This window comes from Microbacterium sp. SCN 69-37 (assembly GCF_001724435.1).
In the GTDB taxonomy this organism is placed as follows: Bacteria; Actinomycetota; Actinomycetes; order Actinomycetales; family Microbacteriaceae; genus Microbacterium; species Microbacterium laevaniformans.
In genome coordinates, this window is the sequence record NZ_MEEL01000019.1 from 38,229 (window position 1) to 62,496 (window position 24,268).

Annotated in this window: 28 protein-coding genes; 15 read left to right on the forward strand and 13 right to left on the reverse strand. The window is 69.7% G+C overall.

The window, feature by feature from the left end; all coding sequences use genetic code 11:
- The first annotated feature begins 8 nt into the window (after positions 1 to 8).
- Genes ABS64_RS03810 through ABS64_RS03825 form a run of 4 tightly spaced genes read left to right on the forward strand, consistent with a single transcriptional unit; the run spans position 9 to position 3,868 of the window.
- Positions 9 to 977: an iron ABC transporter permease gene (locus ABS64_RS03810; RefSeq protein WP_292681015.1), complete on the forward strand. Its 969-nt coding sequence runs from the start codon at positions 9 to 11 to the stop codon at positions 975 to 977.
- Complete coding sequence (locus ABS64_RS03815) at positions 974 to 1,990, forward strand: iron chelate uptake ABC transporter family permease subunit (protein WP_288120424.1); 1,017 nt, start codon at positions 974 to 976, stop codon at positions 1,988 to 1,990. The genes ABS64_RS03810 and ABS64_RS03815 overlap by 4 nt, the downstream gene beginning before the upstream one ends.
- Positions 1,987 to 2,829 (forward strand): ABC transporter ATP-binding protein, encoded by an 843-nt coding sequence (locus ABS64_RS03820; RefSeq protein WP_288120426.1) that lies wholly within the window; start codon positions 1,987 to 1,989, stop codon positions 2,827 to 2,829. Before ABS64_RS03815 ends, ABS64_RS03820 begins: the two co-directional genes overlap by 4 nt.
- A gap of 13 nt (positions 2,830 to 2,842) precedes the next feature.
- A complete protein-coding gene (locus tag ABS64_RS03825; protein WP_292681019.1) occupies positions 2,843 to 3,868 on the forward strand; it encodes an iron-siderophore ABC transporter substrate-binding protein in 1,026 nt (341 codons plus the stop codon).
- A gap of 70 nt (positions 3,869 to 3,938) precedes the next feature.
- Here ABS64_RS03825 and ABS64_RS03830 read toward each other — a convergent pair whose 3' ends face one another.
- Positions 3,939 to 4,571 carry a biotin transporter BioY gene (locus ABS64_RS03830; RefSeq protein ID WP_292681126.1) on the reverse strand — a complete coding sequence of 211 codons (633 nt, stop codon included), beginning with the start codon at positions 4,569 to 4,571 and terminating at the stop codon, positions 3,939 to 3,941.
- 169 nt (positions 4,572 to 4,740) lie between these two features.
- Between ABS64_RS03830 and ABS64_RS03835 the strand changes: the two genes are divergently transcribed.
- Complete coding sequence (locus tag ABS64_RS03835; RefSeq protein WP_051498885.1) at positions 4,741 to 5,304, forward strand: GNAT family N-acetyltransferase; 564 nt, start codon at positions 4,741 to 4,743, stop codon at positions 5,302 to 5,304.
- On the opposite strand, the gene ABS64_RS03840 is transcribed toward ABS64_RS03835, so the two are convergent.
- Positions 5,251 to 6,090: a GNAT family N-acetyltransferase gene (locus ABS64_RS03840; protein ID WP_036290588.1), complete on the reverse strand. Its 840-nt coding sequence runs from the start codon at positions 6,088 to 6,090 to the stop codon at positions 5,251 to 5,253. The two genes, ABS64_RS03835 and ABS64_RS03840, sit on opposite strands and share 54 nt — an antisense overlap.
- Positions 6,091 to 6,207: 117 nt before the next feature.
- Between ABS64_RS03840 and ABS64_RS03845 the strand changes: the two genes are divergently transcribed.
- The gene (locus ABS64_RS03845; RefSeq protein WP_036290590.1) at positions 6,208 to 7,806 is read left to right on the forward strand and encodes an ABC-F family ATP-binding cassette domain-containing protein; all 1,599 of its coding nucleotides are present in this window, start codon (positions 6,208 to 6,210) and stop codon (positions 7,804 to 7,806) included.
- 21 nt (positions 7,807 to 7,827) lie between these two features.
- Here the strand turns inward: ABS64_RS03845 and ABS64_RS03850 are convergent, their stop codons facing one another.
- Genes ABS64_RS03850 through ABS64_RS03865 form a run of 4 tightly spaced genes read right to left on the reverse strand, consistent with a single transcriptional unit; the run spans position 7,828 to position 9,906 of the window.
- A complete protein-coding gene (locus ABS64_RS03850) occupies positions 7,828 to 8,745 on the reverse strand; it encodes an SURF1 family protein (RefSeq protein ID WP_036290592.1) in 918 nt (305 codons plus the stop codon).
- Entirely contained in the window at positions 8,742 to 8,945 is a 204-nt protein-coding gene (locus ABS64_RS03855; protein WP_036290595.1) for a hypothetical protein, read from the reverse strand. The genes ABS64_RS03850 and ABS64_RS03855 overlap by 4 nt, the downstream gene beginning before the upstream one ends.
- A complete protein-coding gene (locus tag ABS64_RS03860; RefSeq protein WP_036290596.1) occupies positions 8,942 to 9,331 on the reverse strand; it encodes a DUF3099 domain-containing protein in 390 nt (129 codons plus the stop codon). Before ABS64_RS03860 ends, ABS64_RS03855 begins: the two co-directional genes overlap by 4 nt.
- 50 nt (positions 9,332 to 9,381) lie before the next feature.
- Positions 9,382 to 9,906: a DUF4190 domain-containing protein gene (locus ABS64_RS03865; RefSeq protein WP_036290599.1), complete on the reverse strand. Its 525-nt coding sequence runs from the start codon at positions 9,904 to 9,906 to the stop codon at positions 9,382 to 9,384.
- Between the two features lie 109 nt (positions 9,907 to 10,015).
- Here ABS64_RS03865 and ABS64_RS03870 point away from each other — a divergent pair, with 109 nt between their 5' ends.
- The gene (locus ABS64_RS03870; RefSeq protein WP_061681533.1) at positions 10,016 to 10,726 is read left to right on the forward strand and encodes a beta-ketoacyl-ACP reductase; all 711 of its coding nucleotides are present in this window, start codon (positions 10,016 to 10,018) and stop codon (positions 10,724 to 10,726) included.
- 31 nt (positions 10,727 to 10,757) lie between these two features.
- On the opposite strand, the gene ABS64_RS03875 is transcribed toward ABS64_RS03870, so the two are convergent.
- The 3 genes from ABS64_RS03875 to glgC form a co-directional block, all read right to left on the reverse strand.
- On the reverse strand, positions 10,758 to 11,477 hold the full coding sequence (locus ABS64_RS03875) for an alpha/beta hydrolase (RefSeq protein ID WP_288120438.1): 720 nt from the start codon (positions 11,475 to 11,477) through the stop codon (positions 10,758 to 10,760).
- A gap of 65 nt (positions 11,478 to 11,542) precedes the next feature.
- Positions 11,543 to 12,178 carry a phosphoserine phosphatase SerB gene (gene serB, locus ABS64_RS03880; RefSeq protein WP_288120440.1) on the reverse strand — a complete coding sequence of 212 codons (636 nt, stop codon included), beginning with the start codon at positions 12,176 to 12,178 and terminating at the stop codon, positions 11,543 to 11,545.
- 19 nt (positions 12,179 to 12,197) lie between these two features.
- Positions 12,198 to 13,442 (reverse strand): glucose-1-phosphate adenylyltransferase, encoded by a 1,245-nt coding sequence (glgC, locus tag ABS64_RS03885; protein ID WP_005049311.1) that lies wholly within the window; start codon positions 13,440 to 13,442, stop codon positions 12,198 to 12,200.
- Between the two features lie 46 nt (positions 13,443 to 13,488).
- Between glgC and glgA the strand changes: the two genes are divergently transcribed.
- The 3 genes from glgA (at position 13,489) to ABS64_RS03900 (ending at position 15,911) form a co-directional block, all read left to right on the forward strand.
- Positions 13,489 to 14,682: a glycogen synthase gene (glgA, locus tag ABS64_RS03890; protein WP_292681031.1), complete on the forward strand. Its 1,194-nt coding sequence runs from the start codon at positions 13,489 to 13,491 to the stop codon at positions 14,680 to 14,682.
- Between the two features lie 57 nt (positions 14,683 to 14,739).
- The gene (locus ABS64_RS03895) at positions 14,740 to 15,531 is read left to right on the forward strand and encodes an ABC transporter ATP-binding protein (protein ID WP_005049313.1); all 792 of its coding nucleotides are present in this window, start codon (positions 14,740 to 14,742) and stop codon (positions 15,529 to 15,531) included.
- A gap of 122 nt (positions 15,532 to 15,653) precedes the next feature.
- Positions 15,654 to 15,911 (forward strand): type B 50S ribosomal protein L31, encoded by a 258-nt coding sequence (locus tag ABS64_RS03900; RefSeq protein ID WP_005049315.1) that lies wholly within the window; start codon positions 15,654 to 15,656, stop codon positions 15,909 to 15,911.
- A gap of 81 nt (positions 15,912 to 15,992) precedes the next feature.
- On the opposite strand, the gene ABS64_RS03905 is transcribed toward ABS64_RS03900, so the two are convergent.
- Positions 15,993 to 16,781: an exonuclease domain-containing protein gene (locus ABS64_RS03905; RefSeq protein ID WP_016465309.1), complete on the reverse strand. Its 789-nt coding sequence runs from the start codon at positions 16,779 to 16,781 to the stop codon at positions 15,993 to 15,995.
- A gap of 63 nt (positions 16,782 to 16,844) precedes the next feature.
- Here ABS64_RS03905 and ABS64_RS03910 point away from each other — a divergent pair, with 63 nt between their 5' ends.
- Entirely contained in the window at positions 16,845 to 17,744 is a 900-nt protein-coding gene (locus ABS64_RS03910) for an alpha/beta hydrolase (RefSeq protein ID WP_292681039.1), read from the forward strand.
- On the opposite strand, the gene ABS64_RS03915 is transcribed toward ABS64_RS03910, so the two are convergent.
- A complete protein-coding gene (locus tag ABS64_RS03915; protein WP_005049319.1) occupies positions 17,704 to 18,264 on the reverse strand; it encodes a CGNR zinc finger domain-containing protein in 561 nt (186 codons plus the stop codon). The genes ABS64_RS03910 and ABS64_RS03915 overlap by 41 nt on opposite strands.
- A gap of 130 nt (positions 18,265 to 18,394) precedes the next feature.
- Here ABS64_RS03915 and ABS64_RS03920 point away from each other — a divergent pair, with 130 nt between their 5' ends.
- Complete coding sequence (locus tag ABS64_RS03920) at positions 18,395 to 19,390, forward strand: DMT family transporter (protein WP_292681042.1); 996 nt, start codon at positions 18,395 to 18,397, stop codon at positions 19,388 to 19,390.
- On the opposite strand, the gene ABS64_RS03925 is transcribed toward ABS64_RS03920, so the two are convergent.
- A complete protein-coding gene (locus tag ABS64_RS03925) occupies positions 19,332 to 19,811 on the reverse strand; it encodes an Lrp/AsnC family transcriptional regulator (protein ID WP_005049322.1) in 480 nt (159 codons plus the stop codon). The genes ABS64_RS03920 and ABS64_RS03925 overlap by 59 nt on opposite strands.
- Positions 19,812 to 19,979: 168 nt before the next feature.
- Here ABS64_RS03925 and ABS64_RS03930 point away from each other — a divergent pair, with 168 nt between their 5' ends.
- The 3 genes from ABS64_RS03930 to ABS64_RS03940 are packed head-to-tail and all read left to right on the forward strand — an operon-like array spanning position 19,980 to position 23,517.
- Positions 19,980 to 21,110, forward strand: coding sequence for a thiamine pyrophosphate-dependent dehydrogenase E1 component subunit alpha (locus ABS64_RS03930; protein WP_043340164.1), 1,131 nt, complete (start codon positions 19,980 to 19,982; stop codon positions 21,108 to 21,110).
- Positions 21,107 to 22,126 carry an alpha-ketoacid dehydrogenase subunit beta gene (locus ABS64_RS03935; protein WP_292681049.1) on the forward strand — a complete coding sequence of 340 codons (1,020 nt, stop codon included), beginning with the start codon at positions 21,107 to 21,109 and terminating at the stop codon, positions 22,124 to 22,126. The genes ABS64_RS03930 and ABS64_RS03935 overlap by 4 nt, the downstream gene beginning before the upstream one ends.
- Positions 22,123 to 23,517, forward strand: a complete 1,395-nt coding sequence (locus tag ABS64_RS03940; RefSeq protein WP_292681052.1) for a dihydrolipoamide acetyltransferase family protein — start codon at positions 22,123 to 22,125, stop codon at positions 23,515 to 23,517. Before ABS64_RS03935 ends, ABS64_RS03940 begins: the two co-directional genes overlap by 4 nt.
- A gap of 15 nt (positions 23,518 to 23,532) precedes the next feature.
- Here ABS64_RS03940 and ABS64_RS03945 read toward each other — a convergent pair whose 3' ends face one another.
- Positions 23,533 to 24,156 carry a TetR/AcrR family transcriptional regulator gene (locus ABS64_RS03945; RefSeq protein ID WP_292681055.1) on the reverse strand — a complete coding sequence of 208 codons (624 nt, stop codon included), beginning with the start codon at positions 24,154 to 24,156 and terminating at the stop codon, positions 23,533 to 23,535.
- Between the last annotated feature and the right edge of the window lie 112 nt (positions 24,157 to 24,268).

Sequence of the window (24,268 nt, forward strand, 5' to 3'; positions counted from 1 at the left end):
TCGTCGCGGTGGCCGGAGTCGCCCTCCTGGCCGTTTTCGTCCTGCTCTCGCTGGGAGTCGGAGCGCGGCAGATCGCCCCGGTCGACGTGTGGCACGCGTTGGCGTCGTTCGACGCCGCCAACCCCGATCACATCGTGGTCGTCACACAGCGCGTGCCCCGCACCGTCATCGGCGTCTGCGCGGGCGCCGCGCTCGCCCTGGCGGGAACGGTCATGCAGGGCCTCACGCGCAACCCCTTTGCCGATCCCGGACTGCTCGGTCTGAACGCGGGGGCCTCCGTGGCCGTGCTCGCCGCGATCACGCTGTTCGGGATGTCGACGCCGGACGGCTTCGTCTGGTTCGCGTTCGGCGGCGCCGCCGTGGCGGCGGTCGCGGTCGCGCTGATCGGAGGCCGCGGGAACGAGGCCGGGCCTGCGCGACTCGCACTCACCGGCGCGGCCGTGACTGCCGGGCTCAGCGCGGTCACCTTCCTGATCCTCAACACCAACTCCTCCGCGCTCGACGTCTACCGGTACTGGGCGGCCGGAGGCCTGTCGACTCGAGGTCTGGATGCCGTCGCACTCGTGCTGCCCGCACTCGTCGTCGGTGCCGTTCTCGCCCTGGCATCCGCCCGCGGCCTCGACCTCTTCGCTCTCGGTGCGGACACCGCCGCCGGCCTCGGGCACGACGTCGGTCGCAGTCGCGTGCTCGGCATCGTCGCGACCGTGCTCCTGTGCGGCGGGGCGACCGCGATCGCCGGCCCGATCGTCTTCCTCGGGCTGCTCGTCCCGCACGCGCTGCGTGCCGTCGTCGGGGGCAGCTACGGGCGACTCCTGCCTCTCGGGATGCTCTACGGCGGGGTCTTTCTGTTGTTGGCCGATGTGGTGGGACGCGTCGTCGCGCCACCCGGCGAAGTGCAGGCCGGCATCGTCGTCGCGATCATCGGCGCCCCCGTCCTGATCGCACTCGTGCTGCAGCCGCGTCGGAGCATGCTGTGAGTGCCACCCTGGCCGTCCGCCGCGCCGCCGCCCGCCGTCACCGCATCGTGGTGAGCACGGTCATCGTCTTCGCCGTCGTCGCCGTCGTCGTCGCCGTCTCGGTGGGCGACTACCCGATCGCCCCCGACCGTCTCTGGGCGACGTTGACCGGGTCCGGGACGCGCATCGAGCAGTACGTCGTCTTCCAGGTGCGGGCGCCGCGCGCCGCCATGGCGCTGGTGGTCGGGGCCGCGCTGGGCGCCGCCGGAGCGCTCCTGCAGTCCTTCCTCGGCAACCCTCTGGCCAGTCCCGACCTGCTCGGCATCTCCGGGGGGAGCGGGCTGGCGGCGGTGTCCGCGATCCTCCTCCTCGGCACCACCGGACCGCTCGTCGCCGTGTTCGCCTTCGTGGGCGGCTCCGCCGTCGCGGTCGTGCTCATGCTCGCCGGTCGATCGCTGCGTGACGGCGGCTTCCGGTTGATCCTGGCCGGTATCGGTGTCTCGTTCCTCACCTCGGCACTCATCAACCTCATGATGGTGCGCGCCAAGATCGAACAGGCCCAGGTCGCGCTTCTCTGGCTCACCGGAAGCCTCGCCTCGACGCCGTGGTGGCAGGTGCTCGTCGTGCTCGTCGTCTTCGTCGCGCTCGTCCCCGCGCTGATCGTCGCGTCGCGGTGGCTGCCTCTCGTGCAGCTCGGGCGCGAAGCCGCCCACGGGCTGGGTGTGGCGAGCGGACCGGTGCGTGTCGTGGTCGTCACCAGCGCCGTGCTGCTCACCGCCGTCACCTGTGCGTTCGTCGGGCCCATCTCTTTCATCGCGCTCTGTGCCCCCGCGATCGCTCGAGCGCTCCTGCGCCACGGAGCGGTGGGCCTCGGCACGAGCGCCGTCGTGGGCGCCGCGCTGCTGCTCGCGGCCGACCTCGTCGCCCAGTACGCCCTCCCCGGCATGGCCGTGCCCGTCGGCATCGTCACCGGTGCGGTCGGGGCTCTCTTCCTCCTCTGGCTTCTGGCCACCTCGAAAGGACGCCGGCTGTGACCTCGCACTCCGCTTCCCCCCGCTTGACCGCGCGTGCCCTCGCCGCCGGCTACCCCTCCCGACGTGTCATCGACGACCTCGACCTCGAGCTCGCTCCCGGGCGCGTCACGATGATCATCGGCGCCAACGCGTCGGGCAAGTCCACCTTGCTGGGAACGCTCGCCCGACTCCACCCGCCGCTCGCGGGTCGCGTGGAGATCGACGACGCGGATGTCCGCGGCATCCCGCGCCGTCAGCTGGCCCAGACCGTCGGACTTCTCCCGCAGCATCCGACCGCACCCGACGGCGTCACGGTGGCCGAGCTGGTCGGTCGCGGCCGTCATCCCCACCGCGGACTGCTGCAACGCTGGAGCGCGCACGACACGGCGCGGGTGGACGAGGCGATGGCGTGGACGGGGATCACAGAGCTCGCCGAGCGTCCGGTGGGGGATCTGTCGGGAGGGCAGCGTCAGCGCGTCTGGATCGCGATGGCCCTGGCGCAGGATCCGCGCATCCTGCTGCTGGACGAGCCCACCACCTTCCTCGACCTCAGCCATCAGCTCGAGGTGCTCGACCTGCTGCGCGAACTCAACCGCGAGCGCGGGACGACTGTGGTTGCCGTGCTGCACGACCTCAATCTGGCGGCCCGCTACGCCGACGACCTCGTCGTCATGCACGCCGGCGCCATCATCGCCCATGGCGCTCCCACCGAGGTCATGACCGCCGAGACGATCCGCCGTGCCTTCGGACTGTCCGCACTGGTGATCCCCGACCCCCTCACCGCCACCCCGATCGTCATCCCCGTCCCGTCGACGAGCTCCGCTGCGCTCGTCGACGAGGCCACCCCTGCACGTCCCTGAGAAAGGAAGACCCATGAGACGACTCCGCACAGCACTCGGACTCGCCGCGATCGCCGGAGTGACCGCGCTCCTGCTGTCGGGCTGCGCCGCCGGATCAGCGGCGCCCGCCAGCTCCGAAAGCGTTGCGGGTGACGGCTTCCCCGTCACCATCACCTCCGCGCTCGGCGACGCGACGATCACGAAGAAGCCCGAGCGCATCGCGACATGGGGGTGGGGGGCGACGGATGCCGTCCTCGCTCTCGGCATCCAGCCCGTTGCGATCCCCGCCGACAACTACTCGGGCGGCGACGACAAGATGCCGCCGTGGATCGCGGATGCCGTCGACAAGCTTGGAGGCGCCAAGCCCACCATCCTCGACGTCAGCTCGAACGACATCCCCCTCGAGGAACTGCTGAAGACGAACCCGGATGTGCTGCTCGCCCCCTACTCGGGGCTCACGCAGAAGGACTACGACGCCATCACGGGGGCGGGCATCCCCGTCGTCGCCTACCCGACCGCGCCGTGGGCGACCCCCTGGCGTGATGTCATCACGATCACCGGCAAGGCTCTCGGCATGAGCACGCAGGCTGCCGACCTGCTGACGAGCCTCGACGCGCAGGTGAAGGACGCGGCCGCCGCTCACCCCGAGTTCGCCGGTGTCACGATCGCCTACGTGGACGACGACGTCGATACCTTCTACATGTATCTCCCGGCCGATCCCCGGGTGGAGGTCCTGCAGGACCTCGGCTTCGTCTCGCCGCCCAGCGTGACTTCCCTGGACAAGGGCGAGGGCACCTTCTACACCACGGTCAGCCAGGAGAACCTCGACAAGATCGATGCTCAGGTCATCTTCACGCAGGGCGAGGACCAGAAGACGATCGACGAGTTCCTCGGCTCCGCGCGAGGTCAGTTGATCCCCGCCGTGAAGAAGGGGGCCGTCGCAGCGATGGTGGGCGCGGAGAACGTGGCGGCGGTCTCGCCGACCGCGTTGACGCTGCCCTGGGCACTGCCGACGATCACGCAGAAGCTGGCCGCCGCGGTAGCCGTCGCGAAGGGCTGACGCGGCCTCCACCTCACGACGACGGCCCCGACCACTGCGGTCGGGGCCGTCGTCGTTGCGAGGTGAGGAGTCAGTGGCCGGAACGGTTCTCCACGGCACGCACGCCCGCCCAGGCAGCGGGGATCAGCAGCGCCGCGAGCGCGGCTTTGACGACGCCGCCAAGGATGAACGGGGTGACACCGGCGGCGAGGATCGCCTCGATACCGAGTCCCTTGCCGAGGACGGTGCTCAGGATGAAGGCCATGTAGGGCACACCGAACAGGAACGGGATCACGCTCGCCGCCACGAAGCCGACGAACGCGAGGACGGGACGTCGGTCCCACGCGCGCTCCGCGAACCATCCCGCGACGAAGGCGGCGAAGACGAAGCCGATGATGAACCCGAAGCTCGGCTTGGCGACGGCTGCGATGGTTCCCGTGAACCCGGCGAAGACCGGCAGACCCGCGAGGCCGGCGACGAGGTAGGTGAGGAGAGCGGCGGCGCCGCGACGGGCACCGAGCGCGGCGCCCACGACGACGACGGCGAGAGTCTGTCCCGTGATGGGCACGGGCCAGAGCGGAACCTCGACCTGCGCGAGCACCGCGACCACGGCGGCGCCCGCGATCACGAGGGCTGTGTCCAGGGCGGCGGCGCGGGCCCGGTCGGTCGGGCGGGCGATGAGATCGGCGAGCACGAGGCGGCGGCCTGCGGCGGCGAGGGACATGCGGTCTCCTTCGAGAGGCGGACGGGTCACGGCTCAGCCTAGAGTCTCCCCACGCGGGCCACCTGGCCGAGATCGATGGAAGAGAGGACGATTCGTTGTCGCATCGAGACAATCTGACGGCGATAGCCCGTCGCGATCCCGGTCCCGCCTCGCTGACTACACTCGCCGCATGATGACTTTCACCGTTCGCTCCGCTCGTCCCGCGGATGCCGCCGGTATGGCGCGCGTGCACGTGGAGGGGTGGCGGCAGACGTACCGCGGCCTCATGGCTGACGAGATCCTCGACGCGCCCGACTTCGTGGACCGCCGCGAGCGCTTCTGGACCGCGGTGCTGGGCGACGACCCCCGCTTCGCGCAGGTCGCTGCGGCCGTCGCCCTCGTCGACGACGAGGTCGTGGGGATCGCGATGACCGGTCCCACCCCGGAAGAGGACCGGACGGATGGCACTCCGGATCGTGCGCTCCACGTGCTCTACGTCCTTGCCGATCACCACGGCACCGGCGTCGGCGCCGCTCTCCTGGACGCGGTGGCCCCAGCATCCGCAGCGCACATGCTGTGGGTGGCCGATCCCAATCCTCGCGCGCAGGCCTTCTATGCGAAGCACGGATTCGTGCCCGACGGAACCGTGCGTGTCGACGACGGCGTGCGCGAGCAGAGGATGACCCGTCCTGCTCGCTCGTCAGCCGCCGGCCGGAGGGATCTCGACGAGGCGGAACCAGCGGCCCCTCGGTGAGAGGCGCGCCCATACGGGGAGGAAGTGCGGATCGCTGACATGGCCGTCGAAGGTGACCCACTCGACGCCGCGAGCTGCCAGCACGTCGAGGGAGCGCCGGACGCAGGCCTCGATCAAGCGCTCACCGTCGGCCGTCTCCCTCCTCGTGGTCTCCGCCGTGAGGCACGAGGGTGTCGAGTCGTGATAGACGAGCGCCAGCGCGACGATCTCGCCGTCGACGACGGCGGCGCTGCTCGCGTCGCGGTCGACCTCGGCCTCGAGGTCTTCCGAGAGAGCCGCCGCGAAATCCGGAGCGACGGGCGACCAGCCCTCGTGCGTCCAGGCGTAGACGGCCGCGTTGGCATCGAGGACGTCGTCCCAGGGCAGATCGCGGACGCTCTGCACCGCCGGGTGCGGCCGCAGAACCGCGCGAGACGCCGCCGGCACGTCCGCGGGTGGCACCACCTGTATGGTCCGTGCTCCCAGGGCGTCGGCGAAGCCGAGTGCATCGTCGTCGACGTACCCGCGCGTCATGAAGGCCAGTGGCGCATCTCGCAGTGTCGACAAGTGGGCGAACACGGCCTTCCCGTAACCGCGGCGACGCGATGCCGGCTCGACCACGATGGCGACCCAGTACCGGTCCGCGTGCACGCGCGAGGTCCACATGATGCCGGCGGCCACGGGGTGCCCGTCCACCTCTAGCACGCTCGAGCGGGTATGCGCATCACGCCATCGATCGGCGCGGAACGCGATCGTGCCGAGGAACGGCAGCGTCAGATCGCCGTCGGTGAAGGGGCGCAATCGCATGGTCCCGAGTCTGGCACCTCTGTATTCGAGCGGCGGCCGACGCCGGACGTGGACGGTAGAATGGGAGGCTGGTCCGTCTCCGGGCCGTTCCCCATCCCCGACGAACGGACGTCTGCTGTGCTTGCCGTGCACGACCTCGAGATCCGCGTGGGCGCTCGCACGCTCATGTCGGAGGTGTCGTTCCGCGTCTCCGACGGCGACAAGATCGGTCTCGTCGGCCGCAACGGTGCCGGAAAGACCACGCTGACGAAGGTGCTGGCCGGCGACCTGCTGCCGGCCGACGGCAAGGTCGAGCGCTCGGGCGAGCTGGGCTACCTTCCGCAGGACCCGCGGTCCGGCGACCCCGAGATGCTCGCGCGCACCCGCATCCTCGATGCGCGCGGACTCGGCACCCTGGCGCTGCAGATGCAGGAGGCGTCGATGCAGATGGGGGATGCCGACGAGAAGGTGGCCGCGAAGGCGATGCGCCGCTACGGCAACCTCATGGAGCGTTTCGAGGCGCTCGGCGGCTACACGGCCGAGTCCGAAGCGGCATCCATCGCCCACAACCTCTCTCTCCCGGATCGCATCCTCGACCAGCCGCTGAAGACGCTGTCCGGCGGCCAGCGTCGCCGCATCGAGCTCGCGCGGATCCTCTTCTCCGATGCGCAGACGATGATCCTCGACGAGCCGACGAACCACCTCGACGCGGACAGCGTCGTGTGGCTGCGCGAGTTCTTGAAGAACTACAAGGGCGGGCTCATCGTCATCAGCCACGACGTCGAACTCGTCGGCGAGACGGTCAACCGTGTCTTCTACCTCGACGCGATGCGTCAGGTCATCGACGTCTACAACATGAACTGGAAGAACTACCTGCGCCAGCGGGTCGCCGACGAGGAACGCCGCAAGAAGGAGCGCGTCAACATCGAGAAGAAGGCGACGGCGCTGCAGTTGCAGGCCGCGCGCTTCGGTGCGAAGGCTTCCAAAGCCGCCGCGGCCCACCAGATGGTCGCTCGCGCCGAGAAGATGCTCTCCGGCCTCGAGGAGGTCCGCCAGGAGGACCGCGTCGCGAAGCTGCGCTTCCCGAAGCCCGCGCCGTGCGGCAAGACGCCGCTCATGGCGAAGAACCTCTCCAAGTCGTACGGATCGCTGGAGATCTTCACCGACGTCGACCTCGCCATCGATCGTGGATCGAAAGTGGTCGTGCTCGGCCTCAACGGCGCCGGCAAGACCACACTGCTCAGGATCCTCGCCGGTGTGGACAAGGCCGACACCGGCGTCATCGAGCCCGGCCACGGCCTGAAGATCGGCTACTACGCCCAGGAGCACGAGAACCTCGACGTCAACCGCTCGGTCCTCGACAACATGATGTCGGCGGCGCCGGACATCAACGCCACCGAGGCGCGCAAGGTGCTCGGTTCGTTCCTGTTCACCGGCGACGACGTTCTCAAGCCCGCCGGTGTGCTCTCCGGCGGTGAGAAGACCCGCCTGTCGCTGGCGACGCTGGTCGTCTCCTCGGCGAACATGCTGCTGCTCGACGAACCGACCAACAACCTCGACCCCGCCTCGCGCGAGGAGATCCTCGGCGCGCTCGCGCATTACGAAGGCGCTGTCGTGCTCGTCTCCCACGACGAGGGCGCCGTTCAGGCTCTCAACCCCGAGCGGGTGCTGATCCTGCCGGACGGTGTCGAGGACATCTGGGGTCGCGACTACGTCGACCTCATCACGCTCGCCTGAGGGCTGGCGCTCGCACCGGTTTCAGCGAGGCGTGAGCTCGTCGAGCAGGGCGTCTTCTTCCTGCATGTCGCGATCGCGTCGCCGGGTCTCGCGCTGTCGACGGCGACGGGCAGCCGCAGAAGGCTCCGCCTCGTCGGGTGACGCGGACTCGGCCGCCTCAGCCGAGGCTGCCGCCGCCGCGTCTTCGGCATCCTCTCGTCGGTGACGGATCTCGGTGCGGATCATGTACCAGATGAAGACGAACCCCATCAGTGCGAAGAGGATCCACTGGATGGCGTACGAAAGATACGGGCCCGGGTCGTCCGACGGCGACTCGAGGGCGTTCGGCGCTTGCGAGGGGCTGGGCTGCTCCGACACCAGCAGTCCGTAGGCGCTCGTGATGAGCGCGGGCTGAGCGGTGGTCTCCGCGATCAGGGGGAGATTGATGGTCGGCACCTGGCCGCCCGGCGCGGAGCGTCCCGAGTTCGGCAGCGGCTCGCCCGGCTTGAGTCGCGCGATGACCTGTACCTGGCCGGCGGGGGGAGTGGGGATCGCGTCCGGCTCGGGCTGGGAGGAGCCGGGCGGCAGCCAGCCGCGGTCGACGAGGAAGACCGCACCGTCGACCGTCCGGAACGGGACGAGCACCTCGAAGGCGCTGGTCCCGCCGTGGGCGCGGTTTCGGGCCAACAGCGTCCGGTCTGTCAGGTACTCGCCGGTGAGGGTGACGGGGCGCCACTGGTCTGCGGGCGGGAACGTCCCGTCGGTTCCGATCACCTGGTCCAGCGGCACGGGAGCGGCGTCGTAGTTCGCGGCGATCAGCGCGAGCTGGCTGCTGCGGTCCGCGTTGCGCGTGAACTGCCAGTTCGACAGAAAGGCGCAGACGATGGCGAAGACGATCGCGATCGCGACGTATCCTGCCCAGCGCATCGCCGTCTGCTGCCGAGCCGTGCGTTCTCTCATCTGGTCGCCTCCGCATCGAAGGCGACCACGTCCACCGGGAAGTCGCGGGCGGCGAGATAGTCGCGCAGATAGTCGACGTGATCGCCGCACGCGGCCCAGATCTTGCGTCGTTCGGGCGCGTGGATGCGCGGATTGCGCCACTGCACCTGCCACGTCGCGGGCGCGCGGCAGCCGGTCCTCGAGCAGATGGCCTCGGTCATGAGTCGTCCGACGGCGTCCGGGGTGCGTGCGGCTGCCGCGAGGACTCGCTCAGTCTGATCACGCGGGGCGTCTCGTCGACCGCGGCGGTCGGGGCGTCCGACGGTGGACGCGGGGTCGGAGAGGCCTCGATCGCGCGCTCGGGGGCGATGGCGCGTTCGGCCGATCCGGCGGCGACGTTGGCGATCACCACGGCGAAGTACGGAAGGAACATCGCTCCCGCTCCGAACAGCCAGGTGTACCAGCTGTAAGGGGTGACGGCCACCATCAGGACGAAGCAGATCACGCGTATGACCATCATCGTGAAGTACTTCGTCATGCGCGCGCTCGCGTCGTCGCGCGGCGCGCGCGGCAACGACGTGGCGGACTGAGCACGGGAGCTTTTCACGGTCCCCTCAGCCTACGCCGCGTGGGCGTCGCAGGCGCGGCGTCGCCCGATCAGTACGAGCCGTAACGCGAGCTGGCGGCGGCCCCGAGGATGATGAAGAAGACGAAGAAGCCGATGATCAAGAGCGAGATCGCGGTGCCGACCCATCCCACGATCACGCCCGCGAGCGCCATTGCGCGGCCGCCTTCACCCGTGCGCTTGATCTGGTTCAGCGAGATGTGGCCCATGATGGCACCGCCGACCGACCCGATCAGCGGAAGGATCCACACGAAGCCCAGGATCGACGCGATCATCGAGATGACGGCGAGCACGTTCGTCTTCACGGCGGGCGCCCCGTAGTAGGGAGCGGACCCGTACACGGGCGGTGCGCCCGGAGCGGGCTGCACCGGGGCGCCGGTGCTCGCGCCGTACGCCGGGGGTGCGGAGGGATAGGACGGCTGCTGATATGCCGGAGGCTGGTAGGCGGGCGGAGCCGGAGGCGTGTAGGGGGCATCCGCCGCAGGAGCCGGAGTCGGAGGCGTCACCGGCGGGGTGGCCGCGGCATCCGGGGACTGAGGGTTCGTCGCGTCGGTCATGATCTCTCCTGTCTCGCCGTGCCAGCCTATCGGCCGCCGTGCGAGAGCGGGGAGCCGCCGGCGCGCCGAGTAGGCTGGGGCGGTTACTCCCCAGCGAAACGGAGCCCCCATGTCGCACGATCGCGTCGTCCTCGTCACCGGTGGAAACCGCGGCATCGGCCGCGCGATCGCCGCACGCTTCGTCGCCGAGGGGTACCGCACGGCGGTCACCGCCCGCTCCGGCGAGGGTCCTGAGGGCACGTTCACGGTGCGCGCGGACGTGACGGATGCCGCGTCGCTGGATGCCGCGTTCAGCGACGTCGAGAAGCAGCTCGGTCCCGTGGAGATCGTGGTCGCGAACGCGGGGATCACGAAGGACACGCTGCTGCTGCGGATGACGGAGGACGACTTCGACTCCGTCGTGGCGACGAACCTGGGTGGCACCTTCCGCGTCGTCAAGCGCGCGTCCAAAGGCATGCTGCGGGCCAAGTGGGGGCGGGTCATCCTCATCTCCAGCGTCGTGGGCCTGTACGGCTCGCCGGGCCAGATCAACTACTCGTCGTCGAAGGCCGCGCTCGTCGGCTTCGCGCGCTCGCTGACCCGCGAGCTGGGAGGCCGTGGGATCACCGCCAACGTCGTCGCCCCCGGATTCATCGAGACCGACATGACCGCCGAACTGCCCGAAGACACGCAGAACGAATACAAGCGGAACATCCCCGCCGGCCGTTTCGCGACGCCCGACGAGGTCGCCGGTGTCGTCACGTGGCTGGCGTCGGAGGATGCCGCCTACATCTCGGGCGCTGTCATCCCCGTCGACGGCGGCCTCGGCATGGGCCACTGAGCGGCGTCGGTGCTTCGACGCGCGGCTGCGCTCACCGCGGGGAGGACACGGTGGGTGTTCGCGTGATGGCGGCGGCGATGGCCTCGCCGAGCCGCTGCGGCTGGGAGAACTGGGGCCAATGACCGCTGCCGAGCCGGATGATCTCGCTGTCATCGATGGCGGCGAACTCGTCGGCGTACCGGCCCCACTGTGCGAGGAAGCCGCGGAACTCCTCTTCGCCCAGTGATCCGGAGAGCACGGTGACGGGAAGCTCGTAGCGACGTTCGTCGTGCAGCGCGATCGCGTCGGTGGGGACCCGAGCCGGCACCGAGCGGGTCAGCGGTGCGGTGCGCGCCCGCGTCTGCGCGTCGAGATCAGCCACGTCGTCCTCGTCGAAGAAGTCCCAGCCGGGGAACGGCACGACGCCGTCGACGACGTCGAACTCCGAGATCATGCCCCCGTCGTGCGGCACCGCGGTATCGACCAGGACGACGCGGGTGACGCGTTCCGGGCGGGCATCCGCTGCACCCCATGCGACGTTGCCGCCCCCGCTGTGGCCGACGACCGCAACCGGGCCGGCGGACTCGTCGATCGCGGCGACAGCCGCAGCAACCCAGTCGGCGATGCCGATATCGGCGCTCTCGTCGCCGGGGGCACCCAGGCCGGGCATCGTCAAGGGGCGTGGGCGCAATCCTGCCGCTCGCAACGGGGGAAGCACATCGTCCCACGACGATGCATCGAGCCAGAGGCCGGGAATCATGATGACGTCCATGCGCTGACGGTACGCCGTGCCACCGACATCGCGGCAGGGGTGCCAGCGGACGCGCTCGCGCCGGGTCAGGGAAGCAGCGGTATGAGTTCGCGCAGGTCGACGGGTCCCACGACGAGGTCGGCCTGCCGTCGCACCGCGGGCTTGGCGTTGAACGCGACACCGAGCCCGGCGACGGCCATCATCTGCAGGTCGTTCGCCCCGTCGCCCACCGCGATCGTGCGGTCGAGGGGAACGCCGGATGCCGCGGCCCACTCGCGCAGTGCTGCCGCTTTGCCGGCGGCATCCACGATCTCGCCCTCGACGAGACCGGACAGCACGCCGCTCTGGACCGCAAGCCGGTTCGCGCGCCACTGATCGATCCCGAGCGTTGGGGCGACGACGTCGAGGATCTCGTGGAATCCGCCGGATACGACGGCGGCCCGCCCGCCGCGGTCGTGAATGGCGGCGACGAGCTCGGCCGCTCCCGGGGTGGGCTCTACGCGCGCCCGCACGCGGTCGAAGGCGCTCAGCGGGACGCCGCGCAGCTCGGCCACGCGCGAGCGCAGACTCGTCGCGAAATCCACTTCACCGCGCATCGCCGCCTCGGTGGCCGCCGCGACTTCGGGGCCACGGCCGGCCTCGTCGGCGATGAGCTCGATGACTTCGTTGCGCAGCAGAGTGGAGTCGGCGTCGAACACGACGAGGAAGCGGGCGTCAGGCACCCGTCCAACCTATCGGCCGTCAGCGTGCGACGTAGGCGTTCTTTCCCACCACCGTGATGCCGCTGTCGGTCACGGTGAAGCCGCGCGCGAGATCGAAGGCGCGATCGACGCCGACCGTCGCCCCCGGCTCCAGGACGACGTTCTTGTCGAGGATCGCGCGATGCACCCGCGCGCCGGCGCCGACCTGGACGTGGTCGAAGAGCACGGAGTCGGTGATCGTCGACCCCCCGCCCGACAACGTCCACGGCCCGACCACCGAGCGCTCCAGGTGGGTTCCCGACAGCACCGAGCCCAGTGACACGATGGAGTCGATCGCGTTGCCCATGCGTCCGACGCCGTCGCGGACGAACTTCGCGGGTGGCGAGTTCACCGACTGAGAGTGGATCGGCCAGTCGACGTTGTAGAGGTTGAAGATCGGCAGCGTCGAGATGAGATCCATGTGCGCGTCGAAGAACGAGTCGATCGTGCCCACATCCCGCCAGTAGTCGCGGTCGCGATCGGTCGAGCCCGGTACGTCATTGCGCTTGAAGTCGTAGACCGCCGCCTCGCCGCGCCCCACGAAGTAGGGGATGATGTCGCCGCCCATGTCGTGGTTCGAGCCCGGCAGCTCGCCGTCCGCCTCCACGGCCGCGATGAGGGCGTCGGCGTCGAAGATGTAGTTGCCCATCGATGCCAGGACCTCGTGCGGCGCATCGGCCAGTCCGGTCGGGTTCTGGGGCTTTTCGAGGAACTCGCGGATCGTCACGTTGTCGCTGGGGTCGAGGTCGATGACCCCGAACTGATTGGCGAGCCCGATGGGCTGGCGGATGCCGGCGACCGTCGCCTTGGCGCCCGACTCGATGTGCGCGGCCAGCATCTGCTCGAAGTCCATGCGGTACACGTGGTCGGCGCCGATCACCACCACGATGTCGGGCTTCTCGTCGTGGATGAGATTCAGCGACTGCAGGATGGCGTCTGCCGAGCCCGAGAACCAGCGCTTGCCGAGACGCTGCTGCGCGGGCACCGACGCCACGTAGGAGTTCAGTAGAGCGGACATCCGCCAGGTCTGGGACACGTGCCGGTCGAGGCTGTGCGACTTGTACTGCGTCAGCACGACGATCTGGCGGAGCCCGGAGTTGATGAGGTTCGAGATCGCGAAGTCGATCAGCCGGTACTGGCCGCCGAAGGGCACCGCGGGTTTGGCTCTGTCCTCCGTCAGAGGCATGAGGCGCTTTCCCTCGCCGCCGGCGAGGATGATTCCGAAGACCTTCGGCGCTGCAGGCATGTCACCACACTAGGCCCCCGTTCGACCGTGTACTAGCGTTCGTGACATGCGCGTCGACATCGTCACCAAGGAGTACCCGCCCGAGATCTACGGCGGTGCGGGTGTCCACGTCACCGAACTCGTCTCGGCGCTGCGGCGGAGCATCGAGGTGCAGGTGCGCGCGTTCGGCGGCGACCGCGACGAGACCGACACGACGTCCTACGGTGTACCGGCGGAGCTGGTCGCTGCCAACCCCGCGGTCCAGACGCTCGGCACGGATCTGGAGATCGTCGGCGGTGTCGCGGGCGCGGATGTGGTGCACTCCCACACGTGGTACGCGAACTTCGCGGGACACCTCGCCTCTCTGCTGCACGGAATCCCACACGTCGTGACGGCGCACTCGCTCGAGCCGCTGCGCCCGTGGAAGGCCGAGCAGCTCGGCGGTGGCTACGCCGTGTCGAGCTACATCGAGAAGACGGCATACGAGAACGCCGCGGCCGTGATCGCGGTCAGCGACGGGATGCGCCGCGACATCCTGCGCAGCTATCCCTCCCTCGATCCCGCGAAGGTGCGTGTGATCTACAACGGCATCGACGTCGAGGCGTGGCATCCGCGAGAGGATCACGCGCTTCTCGAGCGGTACGGCATCGACCCGAACCGCCCATCCGTCGTGTTCGTCGGCCGCATCACGCGGCAGAAGGGTCTTCCCTACTTCCTCCGAGCCGCCGCCGAGCTTCCTGCCGAGGTGCAGATCGTCCTCTGTGCCGGCGCCCCCGACACGCCGCAGATCATGGCCGAGGTCGAAGGTCTCGTGCGTGACCTCCAGGCGCGCCGGGACGGCGTCGTGTGGATCGACGAGTTCCTGCAGCGCGACCAGCTCTGCGCGATCCTGACGTCGGCCACCACGTTCGTGTGCCCGAGCGTGTACGAGCCGCTCGGCATCGTGAACCTCGAGGCCATGGCGTGCGGCGCCGCCGTGGTGGGCACCGCGACCGGCGGCATCCCCGAGGTCGTCGTCGACGGCGTCACCGGGCGCCTCGTGCCGATCGAACAGGTACAGGACGGCACGGGAACGCCCGTCGATCCCGACCGCTTCGTGGCTGATCTTGCGGCCGTGCTCACCGACGTGGTGTCCGATCCCGAGCGTGCGCGCGCGTACGGTGAAGCCGGCCGCGAGCGCGCCGCCACGGCCTTCAGCTGGCAGGCGATCGCGGACGCCACGGAGGCGCTCTATCGCGAGGTCGCCGAGCGGGCGGACTGAGCGAAGATCCGGCGCGTGCCGCCGGGACGGCTCGAACGCCCCCGATAGGCTGGGGGCATGCCTCAGGTGCTCGAGTTCGTCGATGTCGTCGTCCGCCGCAATGCTCGCAACATCATCGATCGCATCGACTGGCACGTCGCCGACGATGAGCGCTGGGTGGTCCTCGGACCCAATGGCGCCGGCAAGACGACCATCCTGCAGCTGGCGGCGACGCTGATCCATCCGACATCGGGTGAGGTCACGATCCTCGACGAGCGCCTCGGTCGCACCGACGTGTTCGATCTGCGGCCGCGCATCGGGTTCGCATCGTCGGCGATGGCACGCCGGGTGCCGCCGGAGGAGACGGTGCTCGACGTCGTCCTGACCGCTGCGTTCTCCGTGCTGGGGCGCTGGAACGAGACCTACGAGACGATCGACGAGCGTCGCGCACGCCGCGTGCTGGCCGAGTGGAAGCTGGACCACCTCGCCGAACGCACCTTCGGGACTCTGTCCGACGGCGAGCAGAAGCGGGTGCAGATCGCCCGCGCGGTGATGACCGATCCGGAGCTGTTGCTGCTCGATGAGCCGACGGCGAGCCTCGACCTCGGCGCGCGCGAAGAGCTTCTCGAGCTGCTCAGCGGCTACGCGCAGGCGCCGACGACGCCGGCCATGGTGATGGTGACCCATCACGTCGAGGAGATCCCCGTCGGATTCACCCACGTCCTGCTCCTTCGCGACGGCGCTGTCGTGGCCGCGGGACCGCTCCAGGAGACGCTCACCGCGGAGAACCTCTCGGCGACGTTCGGCATGCCGATCGCCCTGACCGCCGACGCCGGGCGCTACGCCGCGCGGGCCACGCACGGCGACTGAGGATCCGGTTCATCGGGGCGATCTCGGGCTGGTATGATGGATCCTTGGTGCATGCGCGCCCGCGCCCGCATCACAGACTTCCCTCGCCCTGGCAAAATCCAGGGCACCACGTTAGGAACCCCATGAAGACTGACATCCACCCCGAGTACAAGGCGGTCGTGTTCCGCGACCTCGGCTCCGGCGAGACCTTCCTGACCCGTTCGACGGTCACGAGCGACAAGACGATCGAGCTCGACGGCGAGACCTACCCGGTCATCGACGTCGAAATCTCCTCCGCCTCGCACCCGTTCTACACGGGCAAGCAGCGCATCATGGACTCGGCCGGTCGCGTCGAGAAGTTCAACCAGCGCTTCAAGAACTTCGGCGGTTCGAGCAAGTAACCCGAACCCCGCGAAAGCCCCGCTTCGGCGGGGCTTTCGTCGTGTGGGCGGTCGAACGCACCGGGCGTCGCCGGTCGAGTGTCAGCGGATGGGCCAGCTGCCGTCGAGGCGATCGTCCGGGTCGAGTCGACCGATGCGGATGAAGTACTCCGTGAGGCTGTCGGCCTGCGCACGCGCCCAGCCGACCTGACGGGTGTGCAGCTCGTGGAGCGGGGCGTCGATGTCGAATCGTCGTGCCAGTGCCTGCGCGACGCGGCCTGCCGCAATGGCGTCGGCGGCCGCATCGTGGGCGTCGACGAGCGGCACGGCGTAGTGCGCCGCGACGGCCTCGAGGGTGCGCTTTCCCCGGCGGAAGCGGTCGTGCGCTTTGTCGAGCACGAGCGGATCGATCACCGGCGACGGCTCCAGGATGGGTGGGATGCCGTGCCGCAGCGCCTCGTACTTGAGCAGTGAGAAGTCGAACGGCGCGTTGTACGCCACGACCGGGATGCCGGCGTCCAGCAGATCGCGCAGTGCGGCGACGACCGCCGCGATCACGACGGACGCGGGGGAGCCGTGCGCGCGGGCGTGCGCCGTCGTGATGCCGTGGACGGCGGTGGCCCCCTCCGGGATCGCGACACCGGGATCGGCGAGCCAGGACTGCGCCCGCACGGCCGTTCCGCTCGCATCGAGGAGGCCGACGTGAGCGGTGACGATACGGTCGGAGGTGACGTCGACGCCGGTCGTCTCCAGGTCGAAGACCCCCACGGCATCCGTCCACCCGTGCGCGGGCGGTGGCGTGCCGGGCATCGTCGTAGCCGGTTCCTCCTTCCAGAGGGGGAGCGTCTGCCACGTATCCATGCCCCCGACGCTATGCGTGGGCTCCGACATCGCCGCGCAGGCGCGCGGGCTCGCGCGTCGATGACGGCCGGAGCGGCCTTTTAGACTTCTGGAGTGACCGTCGCCTCTCCCTACGCCGACCGCCTGGCCGCCATCGCCGTGCGGCGCGAGGAGGTCGAGATCTCCGGGACGCGCACGGCCTACTGGGTGTATGGAGATGCGGGTGCGCCGATCACGCTGATCGCGGTGCACGGGTATCGCGGCGACCATCACGGACTGGAACCGGTCGTCGCTTTCCTCGACGGCATCCGGGTCATCTCTCCCGATCTGCCGGGCTTCGGTCAGACACCGCCCCTTCCGGGGGTCGAGCACACGCTCGAGGCGTACGCTCAGTGGCTGCGCTCCTTCGTGGATGCCGTGGCGCCGGGAGCCGTCGTGCTGGGGCACTCCTTCGGGTCGATCGTCGTCGCCGCGGCTACGGCCGCCGGACTGCACACGCCGCGCGTGATCCTCGTCAACCCGATCGGCGCGCCGGCGCTGGAGGGCCCGCGCGGCGTCCTCACGCGACTCGCGGTGCTCTACTACCGCCTCGGCGCGAGGCTGCCGCAGCGTCTCGGCGACGCGCTGCTGCGAAACCGCATGATCGTCCGCGTCATGAGCGTGTCGATGGCCAAGACCCGTGACCCGCTACTGCGCCGCTTCATCCACGACCAGCACGACACCTACTTCTCCCTCTTCCACGATCGCGACGTGCTGTACGAAGGATTCGTCACCTCCGTCTCGAACGACATCCGCCGCTTCGCACCCGCGATCGCGCAGCCCACGCTGCTGATCGCCGCGGAGAAGGACGACATCACGCCGATCGAGGCCGAGCGGCGGCTGCGCGGGATGTTCCCCGACGCCGAGCTGGTCGAGATCCCCTCCGTCGGTCACCTCATGCACTACGAGACCCCGCAGGTGGCCGCGGATGCCATCAGGCGCTTTCTCGCGCCTTCCGGCGACGGTACGCGTTGACGTTCATGCGGTTGCCGCAGTTTCCGGTGTCGCAGTAGAGCTTCGAGCCGTTCTTCGAGAAGTCGACGTAGACAGACTCGCAGTCGTCGGCCGCGCACAACCGCACCCGGTCCCACGCGTCGGAGCGGATCACGTCCACGAACGCCATGGCGGACTCGGACAGTATGCGCATCGCCAAGGGGGCGTCGGGTTCGGTGGCGTGAATGTGCCAGTCGAAGTGGTCGTGGATGACCAGCTGTGGGAGAGCATGACCGTCGCGGAGCATGGCGTTGACCAACGGAACGGCGTTGTTGCGGTCCACACTCCAGAGCGCTCGCAGCCGCGGGCGGATCGCGCGGACGGCGGCGAGCTCGTCGGCATCCCGGCGGAACGCGCCGGTGTACGAGAAGGTGGCGAGATAGGCGTCGAGGTCGGCGTGTGTCTCCAGCCGATCCCGCCCCGATGTGTCGGTCTCGGGCAGCGTGTTGACCAGGGCTGCGGCGGCACGCAGAGACATCTCGGTGTCATGGATGAAGACCACGTTGACTCCTGACCTCGGCGAGCGCTAGTGTCACCAGTGTATTCGCTGTTCAGTCATGACAGCCCGCACTCGAACCCGAGGACCGCCGGTGTCCCGCACCGCTTCATCAGCCCGCACGACGGGTATCGTCATGGCCGTCGTCTCGGCCCTCGCCTTCTCCTCGAGCGGTCCGCTCGTCAAGCCGCTGCTCGAGGCGGGGTGGTCGCTCTCGGCGGCGCTCGTCGTGCGGATGGGGCTCGCCGCGCTCATCCTCTCGCCCGCGCTGGTGCGCGCAGCACGGCGCGAGCGCGGGTTCCTCCGCCGCCATGCGCTGTCGCTCGTCGCGTTCGGACTCGTCCCGGTGCTGGGCTGTCAGCTGCTCTTCTTCTCCGCCATGCAGCGGATGCCCGTCGCCGTGGCGCTGCTGATCCAGTACCTCGCTCCGGTCATGCTGGTCGGCTTCGTCTGGGTGCGCACCCGGCGAGCGCCCTCGCGCCTCGTAATGACCGGGTCCGTCGTCGCGATCGTGGGACTCGTGCTCGTCGTCGATGTCACGGGTGCCCGCTTCGACCTGCTCGGCACGGTGCTCGCGCTCGGCGCGGCGCTCTGCGTCTGCGTCTACTTCGTGATGAGCGAGCGCACCGGAGACGACCTGCCTCCCCTCGCCCTCGCCGCGGGCGGGCTCATGGTGGGGGCCTGCCTCATGCTCCTGCTCGCGGTTTTCGGAGTCATGCCGCTGTCCGCCCCGGCAGTGACGCTCACGTTCCGCGGGATCGACGTCCCCGGCCTCCTCGCCCTGGGGTGGGTCGGAGCCGTCGGGACGACTCTCGGCTACGCCTTCGGGGTGATGGCGGTGCCGCGGGTGGGTGCGCGACTGGCCTCGTTCATCGGCCTCAGCGAGGTGCTCTTCGCGCTCGGCTTCGCCTGGCTCCTGCTCGGTGAGGCCCCCTCGGCGGTGCAGATCGTCGGCGGTGCCGTGCTGCTCGCCGGCGTCGTGCTCGTGCGGATGGATGCCGGGGCGGCGCCGCTCGCGGCCCTTCCGGCGGACGCCATGCTGCCGCCGGCGCCCGAGCCCCTCCCCGGCGCGGTCAGCGAATCGCGTCCTCCCGTGCCGACTCCAGGAGCGGTCGGATCCGATATCCGATGACTTCGCCCATGACCAGCGACGTCTCGGTGCGTTCGACCCCGTCGATCGCGAGGATCCGCGCGTCGACGTCGAACAGGTGCTGGGTGTCGCGGGCGGCGACGCGCACCAGCAGGTCGACCTGTCCGCTCATGCCGTAGGCCTGCACGACTTCGGGGATGGTCGCGATCGCCTGGGTGATGCGGGGCAGTTCCGCCTGGCGGACGGTCACGCTCAGCATCGCCTCGATCGGAAGGCCCAGCGCGAGCGGGGGGATGGCGCGTTCGAACGACTGGAAGACGCCACCGCGTTCCAGTCGCGCCAGTCGGGCCTGCACGGTGTTGCGGGACAGGCCGAGCCGCTCGGCGAGCGCGACGACGGTGGCACGGTGATCGTCGGCGAGCGCGTTCAACAGGTCGAGGTCGACGCGATCAAGAGGGCCCATACTGCCCAACTGTACCAGGAGATGTCGGTGCGTTATGGGCAACATGCTCAGTGCAAGTGAGGATGCTTGAGCTAGGTGCCAGTCCGACGTAATCTTCCACGCAACCGGCGACGAGGCCGGCCCGGGCGGCCGCCGCGGTCCACAAGACAGCGGCTGAGCCAGAGAGGGATGACGACGATGTACACCCTGACGACAGACGAAGCGATGACCGCGCTCGACGACACGGCGCGACTGCTGAGCCCCGACGGGCGCCGGATCGCCGACCCGCGGCTGGATCCCTGGGTCGAGGACCTGGACGGCGCCGCGCTGCGGGGCCTGTATCGCGACATGGCGATCGCGCGTCGGATGGATGCCGAGGGGGTCGCCCTCCAGCGCCAGGGTCATCTCGGACTGTGGGCGCCCGCCCAGGGGCAGGAGGCGATCGCGGTCGGGACGGGGCGCGCCTGCCGTGCCGACGACTTCCTCTTTCCGAGCTACCGCGAGTTGAGCCTCGCCCTCTTGCGGGGCGGCGTACCCGCCGATCTCGTCCTCGCCTGGCGCGGAGAGGTGCACTCCACCTACGACCCCTTCGAGCTCCACCTCGCACCTCCCCAGATCATCATCGGTGCCCAGACGCTCCATGCCGTCGGATATGCGATGGGCATCCAGCGCGGCGGCGGGGATCAGGTGGCGGTGGCCTACTTCGGCGACGGGGCGTCCAGCCAGGGCGATGTCAACGAGGCGATGGTGTTCGCCTCGTCGTTCACCGCCCCTGTCGTCTTCGTCTGCTCCAACAACCAGTGGGCGATCTCCGAACCGGTCACGGTCCAGTCGCGCTTCCCGATCGCCGGTCGCGCCCCCGGGTTCGGCATCCCCAGCATGCGGGTGGACGGCAACGACGTGTTGGCGTGCACGGCGGCGATGCGGTGGGCGCTGGACCACGCGCGTCGCGGGGAGGGGCCCGTGTTCCTCGAAGCGGTGACGTATCGCATGGGCCCCCACACCACCTCGGACGACCCGACACGCTACCGGGACCGCGACGAACTCGAGGCGTGGCGGGCGCGTGACCCGCTGACGCGCCTGGAGGCGTTCCTGCGCGCCGGCGGCGACCTCGACGACGACACGATCGCCGTGATCGGTCGGGAGGCCGACGGGCTCGCCGCCCAGATGCGTGAGGCGGTGCTCGCGGCGCGCACGCGCCCGGCGATCGAGGTGTTCGATGACGTGTACGCCGAAGCGCATACCGGCCTGGAGCATCAGCGGGCACGCTTCTCGGCCTATCTGGACTCGTTCGCGGCCGACGCGGAGGGTGTGCGATGACCCAGATGAGCATGGGTGCGGCGCTCACCGCGAGCCTGCATCGGGCGATGGCCCTCGACGAGCGCGTCATCGTGATGGGCGAGGACATCGGCCGCCTCGGCGGAGTGTTCCGCATCACCGACGGCCTCCTCGACGAGTTCGGTCCCACCCGCGTCATCGACACCCCTCTCGCCGAATCCGGCATCGTGGGCACGGCCGTCGGGCTCGCGATGCGGGGGTTCCGCCCCGTCGTGGAGATCCAGTTCGACGGGTTCGTGTACCCGGCCTTCGACCAGATCGTCTGTCAGGTGGCCAAGCTGCACTACCGCACTCGCGGGCGCGTCCGCATGCCGCTGACCATCCGCATCCCCTGGGCAGGAGGCGTCGGCGCTGTCGAGCACCACTCCGAGTCGCCCGAGGCGTACTTCGTGCACACGGCGGGGCTGCGGGTGGTGGCCGTCTCGAACCCGCAGGATGCCTACACCATGCTTCAGCAGGCGATCGCCAGCGATGACCCCGTGGTCTTCTTCGAGCCCAAACGGCTGTATCACACCAAGGGCGAGATCGACCTTGACGGCGATGTGGCCGATGCCGCTCCGATGGGTCTCGCGCGCGTCGAGCGCGAAGGCTCCGACGTCACGCTGCTCGCCTACGGCGCGCAGGTGGCGACAGCGCTGGATGCCGCGATCGCCGCCGAAGACGACGGCATCTCGATCGAGGTCATCGACCTGCGCTCGCTCTCACCCGTCGACTACCGCACCATCGCGGCATCCGTCCGCAAGACGGGTCGCGTGGTGGTCACGCATGAGGCCGGTGGTGAGGCCGGCGTGGGCGCCGAGGTCATCGCCAGTATCACCGAGCAGTGCTTCCACTATCTCGAAGCGCCTCCGCTGCGCGTCACGGGACACGACATCCCGTATCCGCCGGCCAAGCTCGAGAAGCACCACCTGCCCGATCTCGACCGGATCCTCGACGCCGTCGATCGCGTTCTCGACCGGCCGAACAGCCTCACGCCGACGGCGGGGGTGGAGCGATGATCGCGGAGTTCCTCCTTCCCGATCTCGGCGAGGGTCTGCCCGAAGCGGAGATCGTGCAGTGGCTCGTCGCCCAGGGTGATGACGTGCGTCTGAATCAGCCCATCGCCGAAGTCGAGACCGCCAAGGCGATCGTCGAGCTGCCCTCGCCCTTCGCCGGCACCGTGAGCGCGCTGCACGCGGCTGCCGGGGATGTCGTGGAGGTGGGCTCTCCCCTGATCGCGTTCGAGGTCGAGGCTCCTGCCTCGCCACCCGGTGGCGCGTCCGAGCCGGGGTCCGCGGGGGCCGGGCGAGCGGAGCCCGATTCCCCGCTGCCGAACCTCGTCGGCTACGGCGCTGCGCCGCGCGCGGCGGGACGCCCGCAGCGCCGCGCCCGCGCGGGCGCGCGCCCTGACGAGCTCCAGGTCACCCAAACGGTCGCCGCACAGGTTCTGCACGATGCCCCGCATGACGTGGTGACGCCGCTGAGGGACGACGTGCGTGATGAGCGTCCGCGCTCGACTCCGCCGGTGCGCGCCTATGCACGTGAGCGCGGCGTCGACCTCGCGCTCATCGAGGCATCCGGGGTCACAGGGATCATCCGACGCGAAGACGTCGACCATTTCCTCGCCGGCCGCGCCCCGACCGCACCGGGCGCGTCCTCGGCTGATGCGCAGCGGGTGCCGCTCGCGGGTGCCGGTCAGGCGGCTGGAGACCGGGAGACGCGGCTACCGATCCGCGGCGTCCGCAAGCACACGGCGGCCGCGATGGTGCGCAGTGCCTTCACCGCCCCGCATGTCACGACGTTCCTGGAGGTCGATGTCACGGAGGCGACGCGCTTCGTCGCGCGCCTGCGCGCCGACCGGCGACTGGACGGCCACCGTGTCGGCATCATGGCGGTGGCAGCGAAGGCCGTGTGTCTGGCGCTGCGTGCCGAGCCGACGTTGAACGCCGCGTGGGACGAGGAGGCCGGTGAGATCGTGCAGTACCACTACGTCAACCTCGGCATCGCCGCCGCCACGGAGCGCGGCCTCGTCGTCCCGCACGTCGCCGACGCCGACAGGCTCAGTCTGATCGATCTCGCCGACGAGATCGGCCGTGTGGCGGAGACGGCCCGTGCGGGACGCACGAGTCCGGCCGCCCTCAGCGGCGGGACCTTCTCCATCACCAACTTCGGCGTCTTCGGGATCGACGCGGGCACGCCCATCCTCAATCCCGGCGAGGCCGGCATCCTCGGTCTGGGGTCGGTGCGCCGTCGGCCCTGGGAGCACGAGGGTGACATCGTTCTGCGTGACGTGATGACGCTGAGCCTGTCGTTCGACCACCGGCTCGTCGACGGCGAGCAGGCGGCGCGGTTCCTGACGGCGGTCGGCGACATCCTGCGCGAGCCGGGGCGTGCGCTGCTGTTCGTGTGAGCGGTGCCGCGCGGTTCAGGGTGTGGCGAGTGCTGCGTAAGCCATCTCGGAGAGGATTTGACGCAGGAGTGCGTCCGTCTCGGCATCCACCGCCACCTCCCGACGTGTGCGCACGACGTAGGGGGTGGAGTTGATCAGCCCGAACCCCGCGTGGGCCCGGACGCGCAGGTCGGTGTCGCCGCGGTCCGGGTGCACGGCGCGGAGCACGTCGACCCACAGTTCCATGTACTCGCGCTGCAGTCGGCGGACGGTGCGGCGATCCTCATCGCTCAATCGGGTGAGGTCACGGTCCTGCACGCGGATGACATCGGCGCTTCGCACCGCGAAGTCGACGTGGAAATCGACGAGCTCACGGAGGGAGCGCTGGGCGTCGTGCCCTGCCGCCGTCACGTGCCGGCCGCCGGCGAGCAGATCGGAGCTGGCTCGCAGGAGGATGGCGCCGAGGAGCGCGCGTTTGCTGTCGAAGTGACGGTAGACGGCGGGCCCGCTGACGCCGACGGCAGATCCGAGCTCTTCGAGGCTCACCCCGTCGAACCCGTGCTGGGCGAACAGGCGTGCTGCCGCCTCCACGAGTGCGTCCGCACGCTCCGCCTTGGCGCGCTCGCGCGTGGTGCGCGATGCCCGGGAGTGCGTTGTCATTCCAGTTAATCCTCGATAACCTGGACCAATGGGTTAATGAACACTAACCCACCGCTCGTCCGTGCGCCACGCGCGCGCGTGAGCCGTTACGCGACCGCGACATCGAAGGAGA